This window comes from Ditibartonella apihabitans (assembly GCF_002007485.1).
GTDB lineage: Bacteria > Pseudomonadota > Alphaproteobacteria > Rhizobiales > Rhizobiaceae > Bartonella > Bartonella apihabitans.
Window position 1 is genome coordinate 584545 of record NZ_CP015820.1, and the last position, 17168, is coordinate 601712.

The window sequence follows — 17168 nt, forward strand, 5'->3', positions numbered from 1 at the left end:
TTGATCTTTTGTCCGCCTCATTGGAAGCCAGACGTCGTGACACTGTCTGGGCAAGAAAGGACAAAGATTGATGCAAAATCCGATCTATGTTGGTGTTTCGGGGCAAATCAGTTTAGAAAGGCGCATGGAAACCATTGCGCGTAATATGGCCAATGTAAACACAACAGGTTTCCGGTCGGAAGAGATGAAGTTTGAATCTCTTGTTTCCCCTGTTGCCCGCGACAATAACCAGAACGTTAATTTTAGTAGCGCCGGAAAAACTTATATCTCGACCAATCGTGGGCCGGTTACGCAAACCGGCAATCCTCTTGATGTCGCCGTTAATGGCGATTCCTATTTTTCACTACAAACGCCGAATGGTCAGGTCTATACCCGTGACGGGCGTATGGTTATGACCCAGGAAGGTGGGCTCGTATCGGTTCAGGGATATCCGTTTCTGGATAATGGTGGTGCACCCATACAGATTGATCCCGCAAACGGCACCCCGCGCATTGCTGCCGACGGTGCAATTTATCAGAATAATTTGCAGGTAGCAGCTATCGGTCTTTATCAATTCCAGCCCGACAGCAAATTGCATTATGGCCCCAATGCTTCCGTAATTCCCGACAAGGCACCTATTCCGGTTCAAGGTGATGCGGCAAACGGCGTTGTACAGGGTTTTCTGGAAAACTCCAATGTCAATGGTGTTGTCGAGATGACCCGTCTTATCGAAGTTTCAAGAGCTTTTGAGCGTGTTGAAGCGATGATGCGTCAGCAGGAAGAAAGAAGTTCGCAGGCAATTCAGACTTTGGGTGGTAAAAACCAATAACAGATAATCAGGACTGAAATTTCAGCCGCTTGAGATTATCATTTTTGTGGAAAAATTTTATGGAACAGAGCCCGGAAGAAAATAGTGATCTTGGTATCTCCCGTACGAATGCCTTGTCTTTGCTCGTTGCTTTTGCCGAACATGAAAAACGTCAACAGTCGCCTTTGGTCAGCAAAGGCGGTTTGGTGAGTGATGTTTCGCGCGTTGCTGTCGAAGCACGCGGGCTTTCCGATGATGTTGCGCTTGGTGATAGTGTCCTGATCGATTGCGGACACAACATGGCGCGCGGAGAAATCATTCGTGTGAATGAAGATCATGTGTTGATCAAGCCTTACGATGAAACTCTTGTTCCGGCGCTTAATGCATCTGTATTTGCAAACGGGCCTTTGCTCGTTTCTCCCGACAAATCATGGAAAGGTCGGGTGGTCAATGCATTGGGAGAGGCCATTGACGATTTGGGGCCTGTTGCTACAGGGCCCGGAAAAATGCCGGTTGAAACGCAGGCTGTACCAGCCCTTAAAAGGGCACGGGTCGGTAAAGGATTGCGCACAGGCGTTAAAGTTATTGATATATTTACGCCGCTCTGTTTCGGCCAGCGTATCGGTATTTTTGCCGGTTCCGGTGTTGGTAAATCAACATTATTGGCAATGATGACCTCAACCGATGATTTCGACACAGTGGTCTTGGCATTGACCGGAGAACGTGGTCGTGAAGTTCGCGATATGCTTGACGATACGATGAAGGGAAAGCTATCCAAAGTTGTCACAGTCGTTGCGACAGGAGACGAGAGTCCGATGATGCGCCGGTTAGCGCCGGCTATGGCAACGACAATTGCCGAATATTTTTGTTCCTTGGGTGACAATGTATTATTGATGGTCGATTCCATTACCCGTTATGCGCTGGCTGCCCGCGAGGTGGCAATTGCGGCTGGTGAACCACCGGTTTCCCGCGGTTTCCCGCCAAGTGTGTTCAGCGATCTGCCGCGTTTGTTGGAACGCGCCGGTCCGGGGCCGGAAGGAAAAGGGTCAATTACCGGCGTTTACGCGGTTCTTGTTGATGGTGACGACCATAATGATCCGATCGCTGATGCTATTCGCGGTATTCTTGACGGACATATTGTGCTCGACAGAGCAATAGCAGCACAGGGCCGCTATCCGGCAATTGATATTCCGGCTTCAATTTCCCGTTTGGCACCGCATAGCTGGACTCCCGAACAAAAAAAGCTCGTAAGAAGTTTGAAAGAGATGATTTCACGCTATGAAGAAACGCGCGATCTACGTGCTATGGGTGCCTACCGTCCCGGATCGGATCCGGTTCTTGATCAGGCGGTGGTTATGGTGCCGAGAATTTATGATGCTATGAACCAGTCACCGGATACGCCGGTTCCCCGCGATCCTTATGATGATCTTGCCAAAGCCCTGAAAAATCAGTCGGCCTAAAAACGGCGCAGGAGAATTTCAATCATGACTGATATTACAAATTTTGGTTCATCCTTTCCGGGCTTTGGTAGCGAAACCTATCAAAAGTTCAGTGGTTTCAGGATGAAAAATCTGGCCAATAAAAAACGCAGCGATGCCACGGAACAAGAATTGGCAAAACTGTTGTCTGATCTCGAAAATATTGAAACTGATCGAGTAAACCAGAATAATAGGGAAAAAAATAAAGGCCAGTGGTTTTTATCCTGGCGTAATCCCGACGAGCTTTCGCCAATCGGCGCCAGCACAAATGGAGTTGCTGAGGACAAAAAGCATATTGGTGTTTTCAAGAGAGTGGTTGCGGCAATATCTGCCGGTGTAGCAGGGCTGCAGGCATTCACATTTGCAAATTCGGCAGCAAGTTCATCGACAGGTGTGTTTTTTGGAATTTTCAGTTCTGTTGATTCCATGTTGCGCGCCATGGGGGTTGCTATGGCAATTGGCTGCGGCAGTTTGCCATTTGTTGTTTATGCGTTCCAGATTGGTGGACAGGGCGGGGCAGGTGCATCCGACAATAAGCCGGCAGCGGTAGGTACATTCAAACCTCATGATGGCTGGTACAAGCGCTCGCATTTCGAACTTGTCGATCGCGTCGATCCTTATGCCACGCGTGACTATGATTCAAAGAAAGCGATTATGTCAAACGGACGGGGGCTTCCAAAAAGCGAAAATCCTGACAAGACGGACGGAAGCTTGAAACCGACAGCTCCAAAGTCGAAACCCTATGTTGTCAAAGACGTTGTCAATGGAATGGCAATGATAGAATATGATCAGGGGTATTGGTTCGCCAGACCGGGCAGCAAACTTCCTGATGGAAGTTATTATGTCCGTGTTATGAAAGATAGCGAAACCGGTAAAGTTGCTCTCAAGACCTCGAAAGGAATAATTCCGGTCAATCAATAAGTTGCCGGTCAATCAATAAATTGCCGGTCAATCAATAAATTGAATGTGAAGCCTTGAGAAGCACAAATTATCACAAAAGCCATATTTTGCCGAAACTGTTAGGTAAGTCATTTGAAGGGAAGACCTTTTCGGTAAGATGGCGCTGGTTCTTCCGTTTTGTTCTATTCTTGGGTTTCCTTTCAGAATTTAAAATGCGCTTGAGGGCGCTATCCGATATATGAAGAGAGCGATCCGGTAAATGAAATGTGTTAGATGAAGTTTTTGGGTGAAGATTGACAAAATTCATTGCTTTAGCGCCACCGGATTCTTAAAAACAGCTTTTGTTTTTATGATAACTCATTGAAATATTTTATATATTTATATTTTTTAAAAAACATTTCAAACGCAAGTCTCGCGCAAGTTTAAGGGCCTATTGTTTATTCTGTTCAATAGAGTATACGACAATGGGTCCGGTAAATCTTTTCGATATAGCAAATAAACAAGCAGACTGGTTGGCAACGCGCCAAAAGACTGTCGCGAGTAACGTTGCTAACGTTAATACTCCCGGATACAAAGCGCGTGACGTAAAAGACTTCGCTGCAATTCTCAACAATGATACCATGGCAATGGCTGTAACAAACAGTAAGCACATGGATGTCACGGATAATGGCATGGAATCCCATGCAATGCGGCCTGAAGATACGATTGAAACCACCCATTCCGGAAATAATGTCAATCTGGAAGAAGAAATGCGTAAAGGTGGTGAAATCGGCCAGCAAATGTCACTCAATACCGTTATCGTAAAAGCCTTTCATCGAATGATGATGGCTACCGTTAAAGGAGGATCGTGATCATGTCTGATCCACTCGTTGCAGCCGGCCGGGTCGCAACAACAGGGCTTGCAGCCCAATCAACCCGCCTTCGTATTATTGCTGAAAATATGGCCAATGCGAATTCGACAGGAGATACTGCCGCAGCAAATCCCTATCAACGCAAGACAGTCAGTTTCGAGGCCGCTCTTAATCCTTATGCCGAAGCTCAAGGCGTAGAAATTGCCCGTATTTCCACGGATAAATCACCTTACATTGTCAAATATGAACCGGGTCATCCGGCCGCCGATGCTAATGGTTATGTGAAATATCCGAATGTGAATGCAATCGTTGAAATGGCAGATATGCGTGAAGCAAACCGGTCTTATGAAGCAAATCTACAAGTTATTCGTCAGGCCCGGGATCTCGTATCCCAGACAATTGACCTGCTGAGAGGTTAATAAGTTGAAAACCATAATTATAAATAAAGATGAAAATCTTTCGAAGCTTGAAGAACAATTGAGTAATAATGAGATCAATATCAAAGGCCAGACTATAAAGATTAGCGATGAAAGTAGCTATAAAGCCAATCTCGAAGTTATCTGCCGCTCTGCACATTTGCTTGCAAGTGCACTGAAAATGACGGGGATTTGATGATGATACAGTCGTTAACATCAGCAACAACACGTGCCGCTCTTGAAAGGTTGGGGCAATCATACGGCTCTAATGCCAGCCAGACAACTTCATTAGACACGCAAGCTACAGGTCAGGCTCAGGGTGTAAAAAGTCCTAGTTTCGATCAGGTACTCGCTGAAGTTAGCGGCGCCGTCGGAAACAATCTTGAAAAGGCCGAAAGCCTTTCAATGCAAAAAATGGAAGGTGGCGACGTGTCGGTTCGTGAAGTTGTCAATTCGGTAATGGATGCCGAACGTTCATTGAACACAGCGATTGCCATCAGAGACAAGATCGTTCAGGCCTATCTCGAAGTTAGTCGTATGCAAATTTAACCGGTTGGTTCGGGTAACACTTGAGCAAATGAAAGAAATAAAGGGAAAAGTCCAATGGTTATGAGATCTTTATCAATTGCGGCCACCGGTATGAACGCCCAGCAGACCAATCTTGATGTGATTGCAAACAACATCGCAAACATCAACACCACTGGTTATAAACGCTCCCGCGCCGAATTCAGTGATCTTATGTACACGACAGATCGCGCTGTTGGCGTCCCGAATATGATGAATGAAGCAACTATTCCGGAAGGTGCCATTGTCGGTCTTGGTGTTCGTACTGCTGCCGTTCGCAAAAACAATATGCAGGGTTCGTTCGTTCAGACAACCAACTCGCTTGATTTGGCGATCCGTGGACGAGGTTATTTTGAAATTCAGGATCCGAATGGCAACACGTTTTATACCCGTTCGGGTGCATTCAACCTGAACGAAAACGGACAGGTTGTCACCCTTGATGGCAATCTCGTCCAGCCGGTTATTACTGTTCCGAACGAACTCGGCAAAAACGGCATTATTACAGTGAGTGCAGATGGTCGCGTAACCTATCAGCCGGATGCCGATGCTGCTCCGGTTGAAGCCGGTCGTCTCAACATGATCAATTTTACCAATGAAGCAGGCCTCGAGCCGGTTGGTGACAATCTTTTTCGTGAGACACAGGCTTCGGGTGCACCTATTGCGGGTAATCCGGGTGAAGAAAACTATGGAACGATCATGCAGGGCTATCTTGAAGCTTCGAACGTTGATCCGGTGAAAGAAATTACCGAATTGATCGCGGCTCAACGTGCTTATGAAATGAATTCGAAAGTTATTCAGGCCGCAGATGAAATGTCGGCAGTTGTTTCGAAGAACTTAAGGTAATTTAAAATGAAAAAGCTTTCTCTCCTTATTGCAGGTTTATTGTTGTCGACAGCGTCGATAACGCAAGCCTATGCGGATAGGATAGGCTTTCTCGTTCCGACCACGACAGTCTATGCCGGACAGCCTGTAAGCAATGTCGGTCTTAGTGAAAGGATGTTTTACATCAAGGTTGATGCGGCTCCTTTATATGTAACCGATGTCAAGCAGGCTTTGAACAAGGTTGCTAAACGTACATTGCCAGCCGGCCGGCCGATCTCGTTATCTTCTTTGGGAGATCCGGTTCTGATTGAACGTGGTCAATCTACAAAACTGGTTTTCAATGCCGGTGATTTGGTAATAACCGCTTCGGGCGTTTCGATGGAACCCGGCAGTGCAGGTGATTTTATCAAGGTTCGCAATGTCGATTCCGGTCGTATTGTAAGCGGTACGGTCTTGTCTGACGGCAGCGTCAGGGTAGGTGGGCAATGATTGGTTGTTCGTTAAGGATTGGTCGTTCGTTAGGAATTGTTGCGGCTTTATTGATGGGTGTTATGCCCGCATTTGCCGATGAAGGTGGCCGCAATGTACGCCATTTCAATTCCGAAGCAGCATCCGATGCTTCATGGCTCGGTTCGGGCGGTGATCCGGCAAAGATGCGCTATTCCGACCTTTCACGCCCCGGAGTTGTTGCAAGATTGAAAGATATTGCTGAAATTCAGGGCGTCCGTGAAAACCAGCTCGTCGGCTACGGTTTGGTTATCGGTCTTAACGGCACAGGCGATTCGTTACGTAATTCACCTTTTACAGAACAATCTTTACGTGCCATGTTGGATAATCTCGGAATTAGCCCGCCGGCTGGTGCTTCGCGTGCAAATAACATTGCCGCGGTTATTGTTACCGCCGATATTCCACCTTTTGCAACGCCGGGTTCAAGAATTGATGTCAGTGTTTCATCACTGGGTGATGCAAAGTCCTTACAGGGTGGTACGCTGGTTATGACACCGCTTCTTGGTGCAGATGGCGAAACCTATGCTGTTGCACAAGGTAATATGATCATTTCCGGTTTTGCTGCACAAGGTGCCGCAGAATCTGTAACGCAAGGGGTTCCGACCTCCGGTCGTATTCCGAATGGCGCTCTGGTCGAGCGTAAAGTCGAAGGCAATTTCAACCGCGATGCCGATATTGTTCTGGAATTGCATAATCCGGATTTTTCGACAGCTATCCGCGTTGCTGACCTGGTCAATGTTTTTGCCAATAAACGCTATCATCAAAGCGTTGCAAAAGAACGTGATGCAAAAACGGTTGTTTTGAAAAAACCGGCAAGTATTTCGGCAGCCCGTTTCATTGCCGAAATCGAGGGGCTTCCCATTCCGACAGACGAAGTTGCCCGTGTTGTTGTTGATGAACGTACAGGTACTGTTGTTATCGGTGAAAAGGTCCGTGTTTCGCGTGTTGCAATTTCGCATGGCAGTTTGACTGTTCGCGTTACCGAAACGCCTTATGCGTCACAACCCGAGCCGTTCAGTGAAACGGGAGACACTGTAGTCCTTCCACAAACAGCCGTCGATGCAAATGAACAAACGTCCAATATAGGTATTCTCGGCGGAACCGATCTGGATAATTTGGTAAAAGGGTTGAACCAGATCGGTGTCAAGCCCACCGGTATCATCGCCATCCTTCAGGCGATTAAAACGTCCGGTGCACTTCATGCGGAGCTTGTGGTTCAATGATCGGATCTCGGCGTAAAGTTCTGGCAATTCTGGGATTGGTTCCGCTGTGCGGGCTCATGAATAACGCTTTTGCACAAAAAGGTGCTGCGACTTCAAGCCCGAACAAATCATCCACCATTCCTTCGGCTCCTTCGCCGCAGCGTACACTTCCCTCTGCCAATGCCTCGCAGGATGAAATTGAAAAATTCTGCGGCAATATTGACAGTCAGGCGGCAGATGCCCGCTTCGAACTACAGAGTCAGCAATTGCAGCAATTACGCATGCAGATCGATGATCGCATCAAGGTTCTGGAAGAAAAACGTCAGGAATACGAGAACTGGCTGAACAAACGTAACGAATTTTTGGCAAAAGCTCAGGATTCATTGGTCAATATCATTTCCAAAATGCGCCCTGATGCTGCTGCTGCCCAATTGGCGCTGGTTGATGATTTTGCCGCAGCCGCCATTATGTTGAAACTGACGCCGCGTGTTTCGAGTGCCATTATGAATGAATTGCCACCGGAAAAATCGGCCAACCTCACCAAAGTTCTGGTGAGTGCACAAAAACTTCCGCCGGAAAACAAGCCGGCACCTAAGTCTGTAAAAGCAGGCCAATGATGAAAGTTAAACAAATGAAAAACGTTTTAGACACCCGTAAATCAAGAGTCGCGCTTATCAGTGTCGTTCTGGCAACGGTTGCGCTTTCTGGCTGTTCTTACAATACAAAAGATTTTAACTCGGTGCCGGATTTTTCACCGGTTCGGGCAGATCTCGGCTATGCTCCCTCGATGAACCCCGATATTTATCCGACAAAACCGAAAGAAAGCAAATATTCGCTTTACCGTTCATCGTCGAACAGCTTTTACCGCGACCCGCGTGCGATGAAACCGGGGGACGTATTAACTGTCCAGATTTCGATCAATGACCGCGCCAATTTGAATAACAAGAGTGATCTGAAACGTGATGCCAATGGCAAATATACGTTAGGCGCAACTTACCCGCTGATAGGTAAAAACAGTGGTAGCGTGAATGGTGATTCAACCGCCCACTCGAAGGGTGATGCGAAGGTTGAGCGTAAGGAAGACATCAAATTGTCGGTTGCAGCAGTTGTTACAGATGTATTGCCGAATGGCAATCTGGTTATCAACGGTTCGCAGGAAGTTCGCGTCAACTACGAATTGCGTGTTCTGAATGTTGCTGGCGTTGTACGCCCGCGTGATATTACCGGTAACAACACGATCGAATACAATAAAATCGCTGAAGCCCGCATTTCCTATGGTGGGCGTGGTCGCATGAGCGAGATCCAGCAACCGCCTTATGGCCAGCAGATTATGAACCAGATATCGCCATTCTGATAGAATTGGTAGATATGATAATAAAGGGAGCTTCATCTTCAACAGGCTCCCTTTATTCAAGTTCTGTATAAGGACTTGAAAGCTTGCCACTTTAAGGTTTATTCATCTATTCTCTGATAGAATACTGATAAAACGGAAAAAAGGGCATAAATGCCTTGAACTTTAAATTAAGAGGTTTTTATGGCAGGAGAGCCTGAAAAAGGTGACGGAAAAGGAAAAAAGGCTGGCGGTTTCAAAGCACTGCTTCTTGCCGGTGTTATTTTAACTTTGGTTGCTGCTGGCGGCGGCTGGTTTTTGGGAACACAAATCGGTAAGGAAATTGCTCCTCCGCCAGAGCCGGTAAAAACCGAGGCCCAGAAAAATGCCGACACGATCGCGTCAAATAGTAGTGTTACCATTTTAAATCCTATTCTTACCAATATGGCTGCGCCCAATAACGCCTGGATCCGTATTGAATGTTCTCTCGTATCACAACCCGGTGAAGTGCTTTCTCCTTCTGTTGCTGCTGAAATTTCAAATGATTTTTTGGCTTATTTGCGAAATAGCACGATTGCGCAAATCAAAGGAGCTTCCGGACTTATGAATCTGCGGGAAGATCTAGTTGATCGGGCGCGTACCCGTTCACAGGGCAAAGTGACCAATGTTCTGATTTCTAGTCTGGTGGTCGAGCAATGAAACGCCTTTTCCTGCTGGCATTTTTTATATTGCTTTTGGGCGTTGACAGTGCCTTTGCGCAGGAAACCAATGCCGCAGCAGCACAAGCATCAGGCGGCGGGGCGCTGTCAAATCTGCTGCCGAAGGCGGGGGGTTCGATAAGCGGGCGGATTGTCCAACTTTTCGGTTTGTTAACGGTACTTTCCGTGGCTCCGGGGTTGCTCATAATGGTAACAAGCTTCACCCGCTTTGCCATTGCGTTTTCCCTCTTGCGTTCCGGCCTCGGTTTGCAAACAGCTCCCTCCAATCTGGTCATGATTTCGCTCGCATTGTTCATGACATTCTATGTTATGGCTCCGACCTTCAATCAGGCGTGGACCGGCGGCGTTCAACCGCTTATGAATAACGAGATTAGCGAACAACAAGCGGCAGAACGCATTGGCCAGCCATTTCGTGAATTCATGCTCAGTCAGGTGCGGGAAAAGGATCTTGATCTTTTTGTCGATCTGGCAGACCCCTCGTTTCAGGTTGGCTCCGGTGAACAGGTCGATTACCGTGTTCTTGTGCCTGCCTTTATGATTTCCGAATTGCGGCGCGGTTTCGAAATCGGTTTTCTCATTGTCTTGCCCTTTCTGGTTATCGACCTTGTCGTTGCAACTTTGACAATGTCTATGGGCATGATGATGCTGCCGCCAACCGTTATATCCCTGCCTTTCAAAATTCTGTTTTTTGTTTTGATCGACGGGTGGAATTTGCTGGTAGGAAGTTTGATACGCTCATTTAATTAGACGAAAAAACTAATTAACATATTTTTGAAAAAATTTTTTTCTAAAAAACCTTTACATACGTTAGTAAGCCGACTAAATAAGAGTCGTGAAAGGTTAGCGAGGTCTTCACAAAGAAAACCGGTTGTAGCTAATAGGCATGATGCCGTTCTTTCACCCGCTGGTTGGCCAGCATGTCCCTGTTAAATTCTAATCCGAAGGGACAATTATTATGGGTACAAGTCTACTTACCAACCAATCCGCTATGAATGCTTTGCAAACATTGCGTTCAATTGGTGATAACATGGACATAACGCAGCGCCGTGTTTCAACGGGCTTGCGCATTAACGAAGCATCCGACAACACCGCTTATTGGTCAATTTCATCTATGATGAAGTCTGACCGTAATGCATTAAGTTCTGTTTCCGATGCGATGGCTTTGGGTAAAAGCCAGATTGATGTTGCTAACGCAACCATTGATAAATCGAAAGATTATCTTGATAACATCCAGAAATCTTTGACCACTGCCTATGAAAAAGGTTCAGGTGATGTTGCAAAGATTCAGGCTGATATCAAAGCCAATATGAATGATATTCAGTCCGCTGTTTATTCGGCATCTTTGGCTGAAAAGAACATTCTTGGTAATGGCGGCGAGTCAGTCCGTATTGCCGGTTCCTATCGTCGTGAAGGCTCGAATGTTTATGTCGATATGATCGACGTTGGTGGTGCTGACCTTAACTTTGCAACAAAACAAGCTGATGGTACGTTCGATTTGACCAAAGGCGTCTTGAAAGACGTTTTTGGTAAAGCAGAAACTGCACCGGATTTTGCGAAATTGGACGATGATCTTCAAAAAGCTCAGGCTGCCCTTGCATCAAAAGGTGATACTGCCACTGAAGATGATAAGAAAGGCGTAACAGATGCTCAAGACGCCATTACTAATGCTGTCAAGGATATGACCGTTCAGGATTTTGTTGATGCCGATTTCAGTAAAGTTTCGTCGGCAACGATGGAACAGGTTCTGAAAACTGTTCAGGGCAAAGTTACGAATGCAACATCTAATGTTGTGACTGCTGGTGCAACACTTGGTGCTGCGAAAGCACAGGTTACAGGCCAGATCGACTATGTCAGCAAGTTGATGGATGCCGTTGATAAAGGTGTCGGTTCACTGGTTGATGCCGATATGAATGCAGAATCTGCCCGCCTTGCTTCTTTGCAGGTTCAACAGCAATTGGGCATTCAGGCTTTGTCAATTGCAAACCAGAACAGCCAGAACATCTTGTCGCTGTTCCGTCAATAATGGCAATAATGCTCTTCCGGTTGCAAATGCAACCGGAGTTGCTCTATTAATTTAAAAAGGCCGCGTCATTTACGCGGCCTTTTTTTATGGCCATTTGATATTTATTGCAGGATGTAGCGAAAATAAAAACATAAGCCGGCTAACTAAAACATTATCATTTTCTTAAAAAGCGTAATAAAATCATAATGATAAATGTAAAACATAAATAAAAATAAAATCGATATTATTTTTTATAAAGTATATTTACATTTAAACCATTATAACGTATATTATAAAGCGTGACAGGTTAGTGGTGTATTTGAAAGAATACCGATAAAACTGATAGGCATGATGCCGCTCTGTTACCCGCTGGTTGGCCAGCATGTCCCTGTTAAATTCTAATCCGAAGGGACAACTATTATGGGTACAAGTCTACTTACCAACCAATCCGCTATGAATGCTTTGCAAACGCTGCGTTCTATTGGCGATAGTATGGACACAACGCAGCGCCGTGTTTCAACAGGCTTGCGCATTAACGAAGCATCCGACAACACTGCTTATTGGTCAATTTCATCCATGATGAAGTCCGACCGTAACGCATTAAGTTCTGTTTCCGATGCGATGGCTTTGGGTAAAAGCCAGATTGATGTTGCTAACGCAACCATTGATAAATCGAAAGAATATCTTGATAACATCCAGAAATCTTTGACCACGGCCTATCAAAAAGGCTCAGGCGATATCAAGAAGATTCAGGCTGATATCAAAGCCAATATGAATGATATCCAGTCCGCTGTTTATTCGGCATCTTTGGCTGAAAAGAACATTCTTGGTAATGGTGGCGAGTCAGTCCGTATTGCCGGTTCCTATCGTCGTGAAGGCTCGAATGTTTATGTCGATATGATCGATGTTGGCGGTAAAGAACTCAACTTTGCAATCAAGGGCGCAGATGGTACATTCGATTTGACCAAAGGCGCGCTGAAGGACATTTTTGCGAAAACCGATAATGGTACAGACGAGGCTACTCATCAGCCCAAACCTGCTATTGATTTAGAAGCCCTCAAGACAAAAATTGGAGAATATAAAACAGCATTAGCTAATCCCGATGCTACAGATGCAACAAAAGCAGACGCTCTAAAAGGTATTACCAATATCACTAACAACATAACGGTTAATGACTTCGTAAACACAGATCTTTCGTCTGCGGATGCGGAAACGATGGAGTACATCCTGAAAGCTGTTCAGGGCAAAGTCACGACTGCAACGTCCAATGTTGTGACTGCTGGTGCAACACTTGGTGCTGCAAAAGCACAGGTTACAGGCCAGATCGACTATGTCAGCAAGTTGATGGATGCCGTTGATAAAGGTGTCGGTTCACTGGTTGATGCCGATATGAATGCAGAATCTGCCCGCCTTGCTTCTTTGCAGGTTCAACAGCAATTGGGCATTCAGGCTTTGTCGATTGCCAACCAGAACAGCCAGAACATCTTGTCGCTGTTCCGTCAATAATGGCAATCATGCTCTTCCGGTTGCAAATGCAACCGGAGTTGCTCTATTAAATAAACAGGCCGCGTTAGAAACGCGGCCATTTTTATATTTGCCTCATATGTTTTTATGTTTATTGTCGAATAATCAGATATTCTTGAAAAGAATATAACAAAATTTAGTGTAAAAATATGAATAAAAACAATAACGTAAAGGTTCAGCAGTTGATCGTGAGAACGGTATTGTTTTTAATTGGAAAATATTATTTACAACCAGACATATATATAGTATATATAAGACGTGACAGGTTAGGGGGGTGAAGAAAACCTGAAAGTCTAATAGGCATGATGCCGCTCTGTCACCCGCTGGTTGGCCAGCATGTCCCCGTTAAACTTATATGATCCGAAGGGACAACTATTATGGGTACAAGTCTACTTACCAACCAATCCGCTATGAATGCTTTGCAAACTCTGCGTTCTATTGGCGATAGTATGGATCAAACGCAGCGCCGTGTTTCGACGGGCTTGCGCATTAACGAAGCATCAGACAACACCGCTTATTGGTCAATTTCATCCATGATGAAATCCGACCGTAATGCATTAAGTTCTGTTTCCGATGCAATGGCTTTGGGTAAAAGCCAGATTGATGTTGCTAACGCAACCATTGATAAATCGAAAGAATATCTTGATAACATTCAGAAATCTTTGACCACTGCCTATCAAAAAGGCTCAGGCGATATCAAGAAGATTCAGGCTGATATCAAAGCCAATATGAATGATATCCAGTCCGCTGTTTATTCGGCATCTTTGGCTGAAAAGAACATTCTTGGTAATGGTGGTGAGTCAGTCCGTATTGCCGGTTCCTATCGTCGTGAAGGCTCGAATGTTTATGTCGATATGATCGACGTTGGCGGTGCTGACCTTAATTTTGCAACCAAGGGTGCTAATGGTACATTCGATTTGACCAAAGGCGTCTTGAAAAATGTTTTTGCTGAAACTACAGATGGCATTAATTTGACAGACCTCAAGGCAGCAGTTAGTACCTATAACCAAGCAGTAGCTGCCGACCCTACTGCAGATAATTCAGGAAAGCTAAAAGACATTACCGACATCACTGACAAAATAACGGTTAATGACTTCGTAAAGGCGGATTTTACGGATGTTGATGCGGCTACGATGGAGTTCATCCTGAAAGGTGTTCAGAGCAAAGTCACAGGTGCAACGTCTGCTGTTGTTACCGCTGGTGCAACACTTGGTGCTGCGAAAGCGCAGGTTACAGGCCAGATCGACTATGTCAGCAAGTTGATGGATGCCGTTGATAAAGGTGTCGGTTCACTGGTTGATGCCGATATGAATGCAGAATCTGCCCGCCTTGCTTCTTTGCAGGTTCAACAGCAATTGGGCATTCAGGCTTTGTCGATTGCCAACCAGAACAGCCAGAACATCTTGTCGCTGTTCCGTCAATAATGGCAATCATGCTTTTCCGGTTGCAAATGCAACCGGAGTTGCTCTATCAATTAAAAAAGGCCGCGTTTCCGACACGGCCTTTTTCTTGAATAGACTTCTTGCATTCTGTTTTTCTTACACGCTTTTTTGCCGGTGGCATAAGCACTTATTGATTATAATTTTAACATTTATTCCGGAATGTAATATCAGGCCTGTTTTGCGATCTATTCATCGTTAAGCTTCAAAAAGAACAGATAGATCGGAAAACGCAGTCAGAATGACAGGCCTGAATTATTGTGCAACATTGATTTGAGTAATCATCGCATCGACACTTTTAAAACTGTAAGGCATAGAAACAGTTTTTTCCACGGGTTGTGGATAGCGTACATTCGTTTTAGGGTCGACATAGTGGGTCAATTTCATTGCTACAGAACAACGAATAACGTCACCACTCGGGCCAATAGTACGCGGGTCGGTCAAAGTAATTTTTGCCTTCTGCCCATTATAATAGTCGTCAACTCCGATTTCATAGTTCATCCCAATGACCAATTTGTCGTGAAGAGCGTCCAACACGGCTGTTGAACTACAGGTCTTTTTCGAGCCGCCACAGGCAACAAGCGGCAAACACAAAATTGCTGTGAAAAATAAACGGTACATCGATTATCCTTTTTATTTGCAACAATTAACCATCCCCCGACGAAACAACATTACAGTTGCGGCATTGTTTACACTTTTATTGATAGCTGTTTTACACAGGTCAACAAGGTTGACACGTTGTGGGTATCACGTCAATCGGACAGAGACAATAATATTAACCATAAAGTCGCTTTCGAAAAATTGGCGCTTGAACCTTGCCGGATTGATCACCCTCGCGCAAGCTTCAGCTTTTATTGTGCAAAGTAAAGTTAGGGATATATCAGCTTTTGAAGGCTATATCTTTAACGAAAACCAACGGGTTTTTGCCCAATAAATACGGTAAAGATAGATGGATAGAATACTGGCTCTGTTTTCTTCAATTGGCTCGGCTCTTGGCAAATTGGGCGCCAAACGCCTGATTGCGCTAGGTCTGGTCGGAGTTGCATTATTCGGAACGATTCTGTTTTCAAGCTTTTATCTCACCCGCCCGACTTATGAGACACTCTATGTCGGACTAACACGGGATGATGTGAACCGTATGGGCATGGCTTTGGGTGAAGCAGGCATTGCTTTCGACGTTTCTTCTGATGGAACATCCGTTCAGGTGCCGGTTGGACAGGCTGAAAAAGCACGTATGTTTTTGGCTGAAAAAGGTCTGCCGACATCCAACAATGCCGGCTACGAACTTTTTGATAATATGGGTTCGCTTGGCCTTACTTCCTTCATGCAGGAAATCACCCGTCAACGTGCTCTGGAAGGCGAAATTGCTCGCACAATTCAGGCTGTTCAAGGCGTAAAGGCTGCACGTGTCCACATTGTTTTACCCGATAAAGGCTCTTTCCGTCGTGCCAATCAGAAACCTTCTGCTTCTGTTGTTATCCGCACTGATGGCAATTTTGCTACCGAGTCGGCACAATCTATTCGCCAGTTGGTAGCGGCAGCCATTCCGTCCTTGGAAGCAAGTTCGGTTACGGTGCTCGATACCAGTGGCAAATTGTTGGCTTCAGGGACAGATGCCATGAATGGCGCTCCTGTCATGATGGCATCTCTTGAACGTCAGGTTGCTGCCCAGATTGACGAAAATATTCGCAAACAATTGGCTCCTTACCTCGGCATGGATCACTTCCAGACCAGCGTTCAGGTTGCATTGGATACCGACCGCCGCCAGACGAATGAAACGATTTATAATCCGGATTCTCAGGTTGCCCGTTCGGTCCGCAGTGTTCGGGATCAGGGCGACTCCCAGAACAATCGTAATAACGGCGCTGTCGGTGTTGAACAGAACATTCCGCAAGAAGAAATCGGAGGCGGCTCGGGTGAAAACTCTTCCGATAAAAAGGACCGCCGTGAAGAAACAACCAATTACGAAATCAACTCGAAAACAATTTCTACAGTCAGCGACGGTTTCAACGTCAAAAAGCTTGCTGTTGCTGTTGTTATCGACCGGTCACGCTTGAAACCAAGCGACAAAGAAGCTCCCGCACCGGCCAACTATGTTGATGATCAGGTCAACCGTATACGCCAGATGGTGGCTACAGCTTCGGGGCTCGATCCTGACCGTGGTGATATAATCAATGTAACGGCTGTCGATTTTGTCGCAAATGACGATGAAAATATGCAACCTGTTGCAACACCGATCTGGCAATCTATTTCGAAATATACATCGGGTCTGGTCAATGGAGCAGCCCTTGTCATTGCGGTTTTGCTTATCATGTTCTTAGGTGTACGTCCGCTTATGCGGGAAATGCATGGCAATCAGCTTGCTCTTGCCGGCAGTAACGAAAGTGCATTGGCAGGCCCCGAGAATATGCCTGCTTTGCCGAATGAGGCTAGCAAAAATGAAGGGTTTGATGGTAATATGATACCGGATGAAGATGGCCTACAAGATTTACGCAACCGTATGCGTGTTCCGCCGCAAAATCGGCTTGATCAGATGATTTCTATGGATGAAGACCGTTTTGCAAATGTCTTACGTGAATGGGTACAGGAAGATAATAATAAAGGAACGCCTGCACAAGCAGCTTGAT

The 17168-nt window shown here is 45.7% G+C and carries 19 protein-coding genes; 18 read left to right on the plus strand and 1 reads right to left on the minus strand.

Annotation, left to right across the window (positions count from 1 at the left end; translation table 11 throughout):
- Positions 1-67 precede the first annotated feature (67 nt).
- From flgF to BBC0178_RS02705, 17 genes are all read left to right on the plus strand, one after another.
- Complete coding sequence (flgF, locus tag BBC0178_RS02620) at positions 68-808, plus strand: flagellar basal-body rod protein FlgF (protein WP_188317760.1); 741 nt, start codon at positions 68-70, stop codon at positions 806-808.
- Between the two features lie 59 nt (positions 809-867).
- Positions 868-2247 carry a flagellar protein export ATPase FliI gene (gene fliI / locus BBC0178_RS02625; RefSeq protein ID WP_077970506.1) on the plus strand — a complete coding sequence of 460 codons (1380 nt, stop codon included), beginning with the start codon at positions 868-870 and terminating at the stop codon, positions 2245-2247.
- A 24-nt stretch (positions 2248-2271) separates the two neighbouring features.
- Positions 2272-3186, plus strand: coding sequence for a hypothetical protein (locus BBC0178_RS02630; RefSeq protein WP_078039114.1), 915 nt, complete (start codon positions 2272-2274; stop codon positions 3184-3186).
- A gap of 443 nt (positions 3187-3629) precedes the next feature.
- Positions 3630-4016, plus strand: coding sequence for a flagellar basal body rod protein FlgB (gene flgB / locus BBC0178_RS02640; RefSeq protein ID WP_077970508.1), 387 nt, complete (start codon positions 3630-3632; stop codon positions 4014-4016).
- Positions 4016-4435, plus strand: a complete 420-nt coding sequence (gene flgC / locus BBC0178_RS02645; protein ID WP_188317780.1) for a flagellar basal body rod protein FlgC — start codon at positions 4016-4018, stop codon at positions 4433-4435. Before flgB ends, flgC begins: the two co-directional genes overlap by 1 nt.
- A 4-nt stretch (positions 4436-4439) precedes the next feature.
- Complete coding sequence (locus BBC0178_RS02650; protein ID WP_077970510.1) at positions 4440-4628, plus strand: hypothetical protein; 189 nt, start codon at positions 4440-4442, stop codon at positions 4626-4628.
- A 2-nt stretch (positions 4629-4630) separates the two neighbouring features.
- Positions 4631-4981: a flagellar hook-basal body complex protein FliE gene (gene fliE / locus BBC0178_RS02655; RefSeq protein WP_077973433.1), complete on the plus strand. Its 351-nt coding sequence runs from the start codon at positions 4631-4633 to the stop codon at positions 4979-4981.
- A 60-nt stretch (positions 4982-5041) separates the two neighbouring features.
- Positions 5042-5839, plus strand: coding sequence for a flagellar basal-body rod protein FlgG (gene flgG, locus BBC0178_RS02660; RefSeq protein WP_077973434.1), 798 nt, complete (start codon positions 5042-5044; stop codon positions 5837-5839).
- A gap of 6 nt (positions 5840-5845) precedes the next feature.
- Positions 5846-6307 carry a flagellar basal body P-ring formation chaperone FlgA gene (gene flgA / locus BBC0178_RS02665; protein WP_077970511.1) on the plus strand — a complete coding sequence of 154 codons (462 nt, stop codon included), beginning with the start codon at positions 5846-5848 and terminating at the stop codon, positions 6305-6307.
- A complete protein-coding gene (locus BBC0178_RS02670) occupies positions 6304-7548 on the plus strand; it encodes a flagellar basal body P-ring protein FlgI (protein ID WP_078039116.1) in 1245 nt (414 codons plus the stop codon). The genes flgA and BBC0178_RS02670 overlap by 4 nt, the downstream gene beginning before the upstream one ends.
- On the plus strand, positions 7545-8144 hold the full coding sequence (locus tag BBC0178_RS12245; protein WP_078039117.1) for a MotE family protein: 600 nt from the start codon (positions 7545-7547) through the stop codon (positions 8142-8144). The genes BBC0178_RS02670 and BBC0178_RS12245 overlap by 4 nt, the downstream gene beginning before the upstream one ends.
- Positions 8145-8158: 14 nt before the next feature.
- Positions 8159-8881: a flagellar basal body L-ring protein FlgH gene (gene flgH, locus BBC0178_RS02680; protein ID WP_077973435.1), complete on the plus strand. Its 723-nt coding sequence runs from the start codon at positions 8159-8161 to the stop codon at positions 8879-8881.
- Between the two features lie 180 nt (positions 8882-9061).
- Positions 9062-9556 (plus strand): flagellar basal body-associated FliL family protein, encoded by a 495-nt coding sequence (locus BBC0178_RS02685; RefSeq protein WP_077970517.1) that lies wholly within the window; start codon positions 9062-9064, stop codon positions 9554-9556.
- On the plus strand, positions 9553-10323 hold the full coding sequence (gene fliP / locus BBC0178_RS02690) for a flagellar type III secretion system pore protein FliP (protein WP_078039118.1): 771 nt from the start codon (positions 9553-9555) through the stop codon (positions 10321-10323). Before BBC0178_RS02685 ends, fliP begins: the two co-directional genes overlap by 4 nt.
- A gap of 208 nt (positions 10324-10531) precedes the next feature.
- On the plus strand, positions 10532-11599 hold the full coding sequence (locus tag BBC0178_RS02695; RefSeq protein ID WP_078039119.1) for a flagellin N-terminal helical domain-containing protein: 1068 nt from the start codon (positions 10532-10534) through the stop codon (positions 11597-11599).
- 399 nt (positions 11600-11998) lie between these two features.
- A complete protein-coding gene (locus BBC0178_RS02700; protein WP_078039120.1) occupies positions 11999-13084 on the plus strand; it encodes a flagellin N-terminal helical domain-containing protein in 1086 nt (361 codons plus the stop codon).
- Positions 13085-13479: 395 nt separating this feature from the next.
- A complete protein-coding gene (locus BBC0178_RS02705) occupies positions 13480-14526 on the plus strand; it encodes a flagellin N-terminal helical domain-containing protein (RefSeq protein ID WP_078039121.1) in 1047 nt (348 codons plus the stop codon).
- A 270-nt stretch (positions 14527-14796) separates the two neighbouring features.
- Here BBC0178_RS02705 and BBC0178_RS02710 read toward each other — a convergent pair whose 3' ends face one another.
- Positions 14797-15162 carry a hypothetical protein gene (locus BBC0178_RS02710; RefSeq protein WP_077970523.1) on the minus strand — a complete coding sequence of 122 codons (366 nt, stop codon included), beginning with the start codon at positions 15160-15162 and terminating at the stop codon, positions 14797-14799.
- A gap of 328 nt (positions 15163-15490) precedes the next feature.
- Here BBC0178_RS02710 and fliF point away from each other — a divergent pair, with 328 nt between their 5' ends.
- On the plus strand, positions 15491-17167 hold the full coding sequence (gene fliF / locus BBC0178_RS02715; RefSeq protein ID WP_077970524.1) for a flagellar basal-body MS-ring/collar protein FliF: 1677 nt from the start codon (positions 15491-15493) through the stop codon (positions 17165-17167).
- The last annotated feature ends 1 nt before the right edge of the window (position 17168 follow it).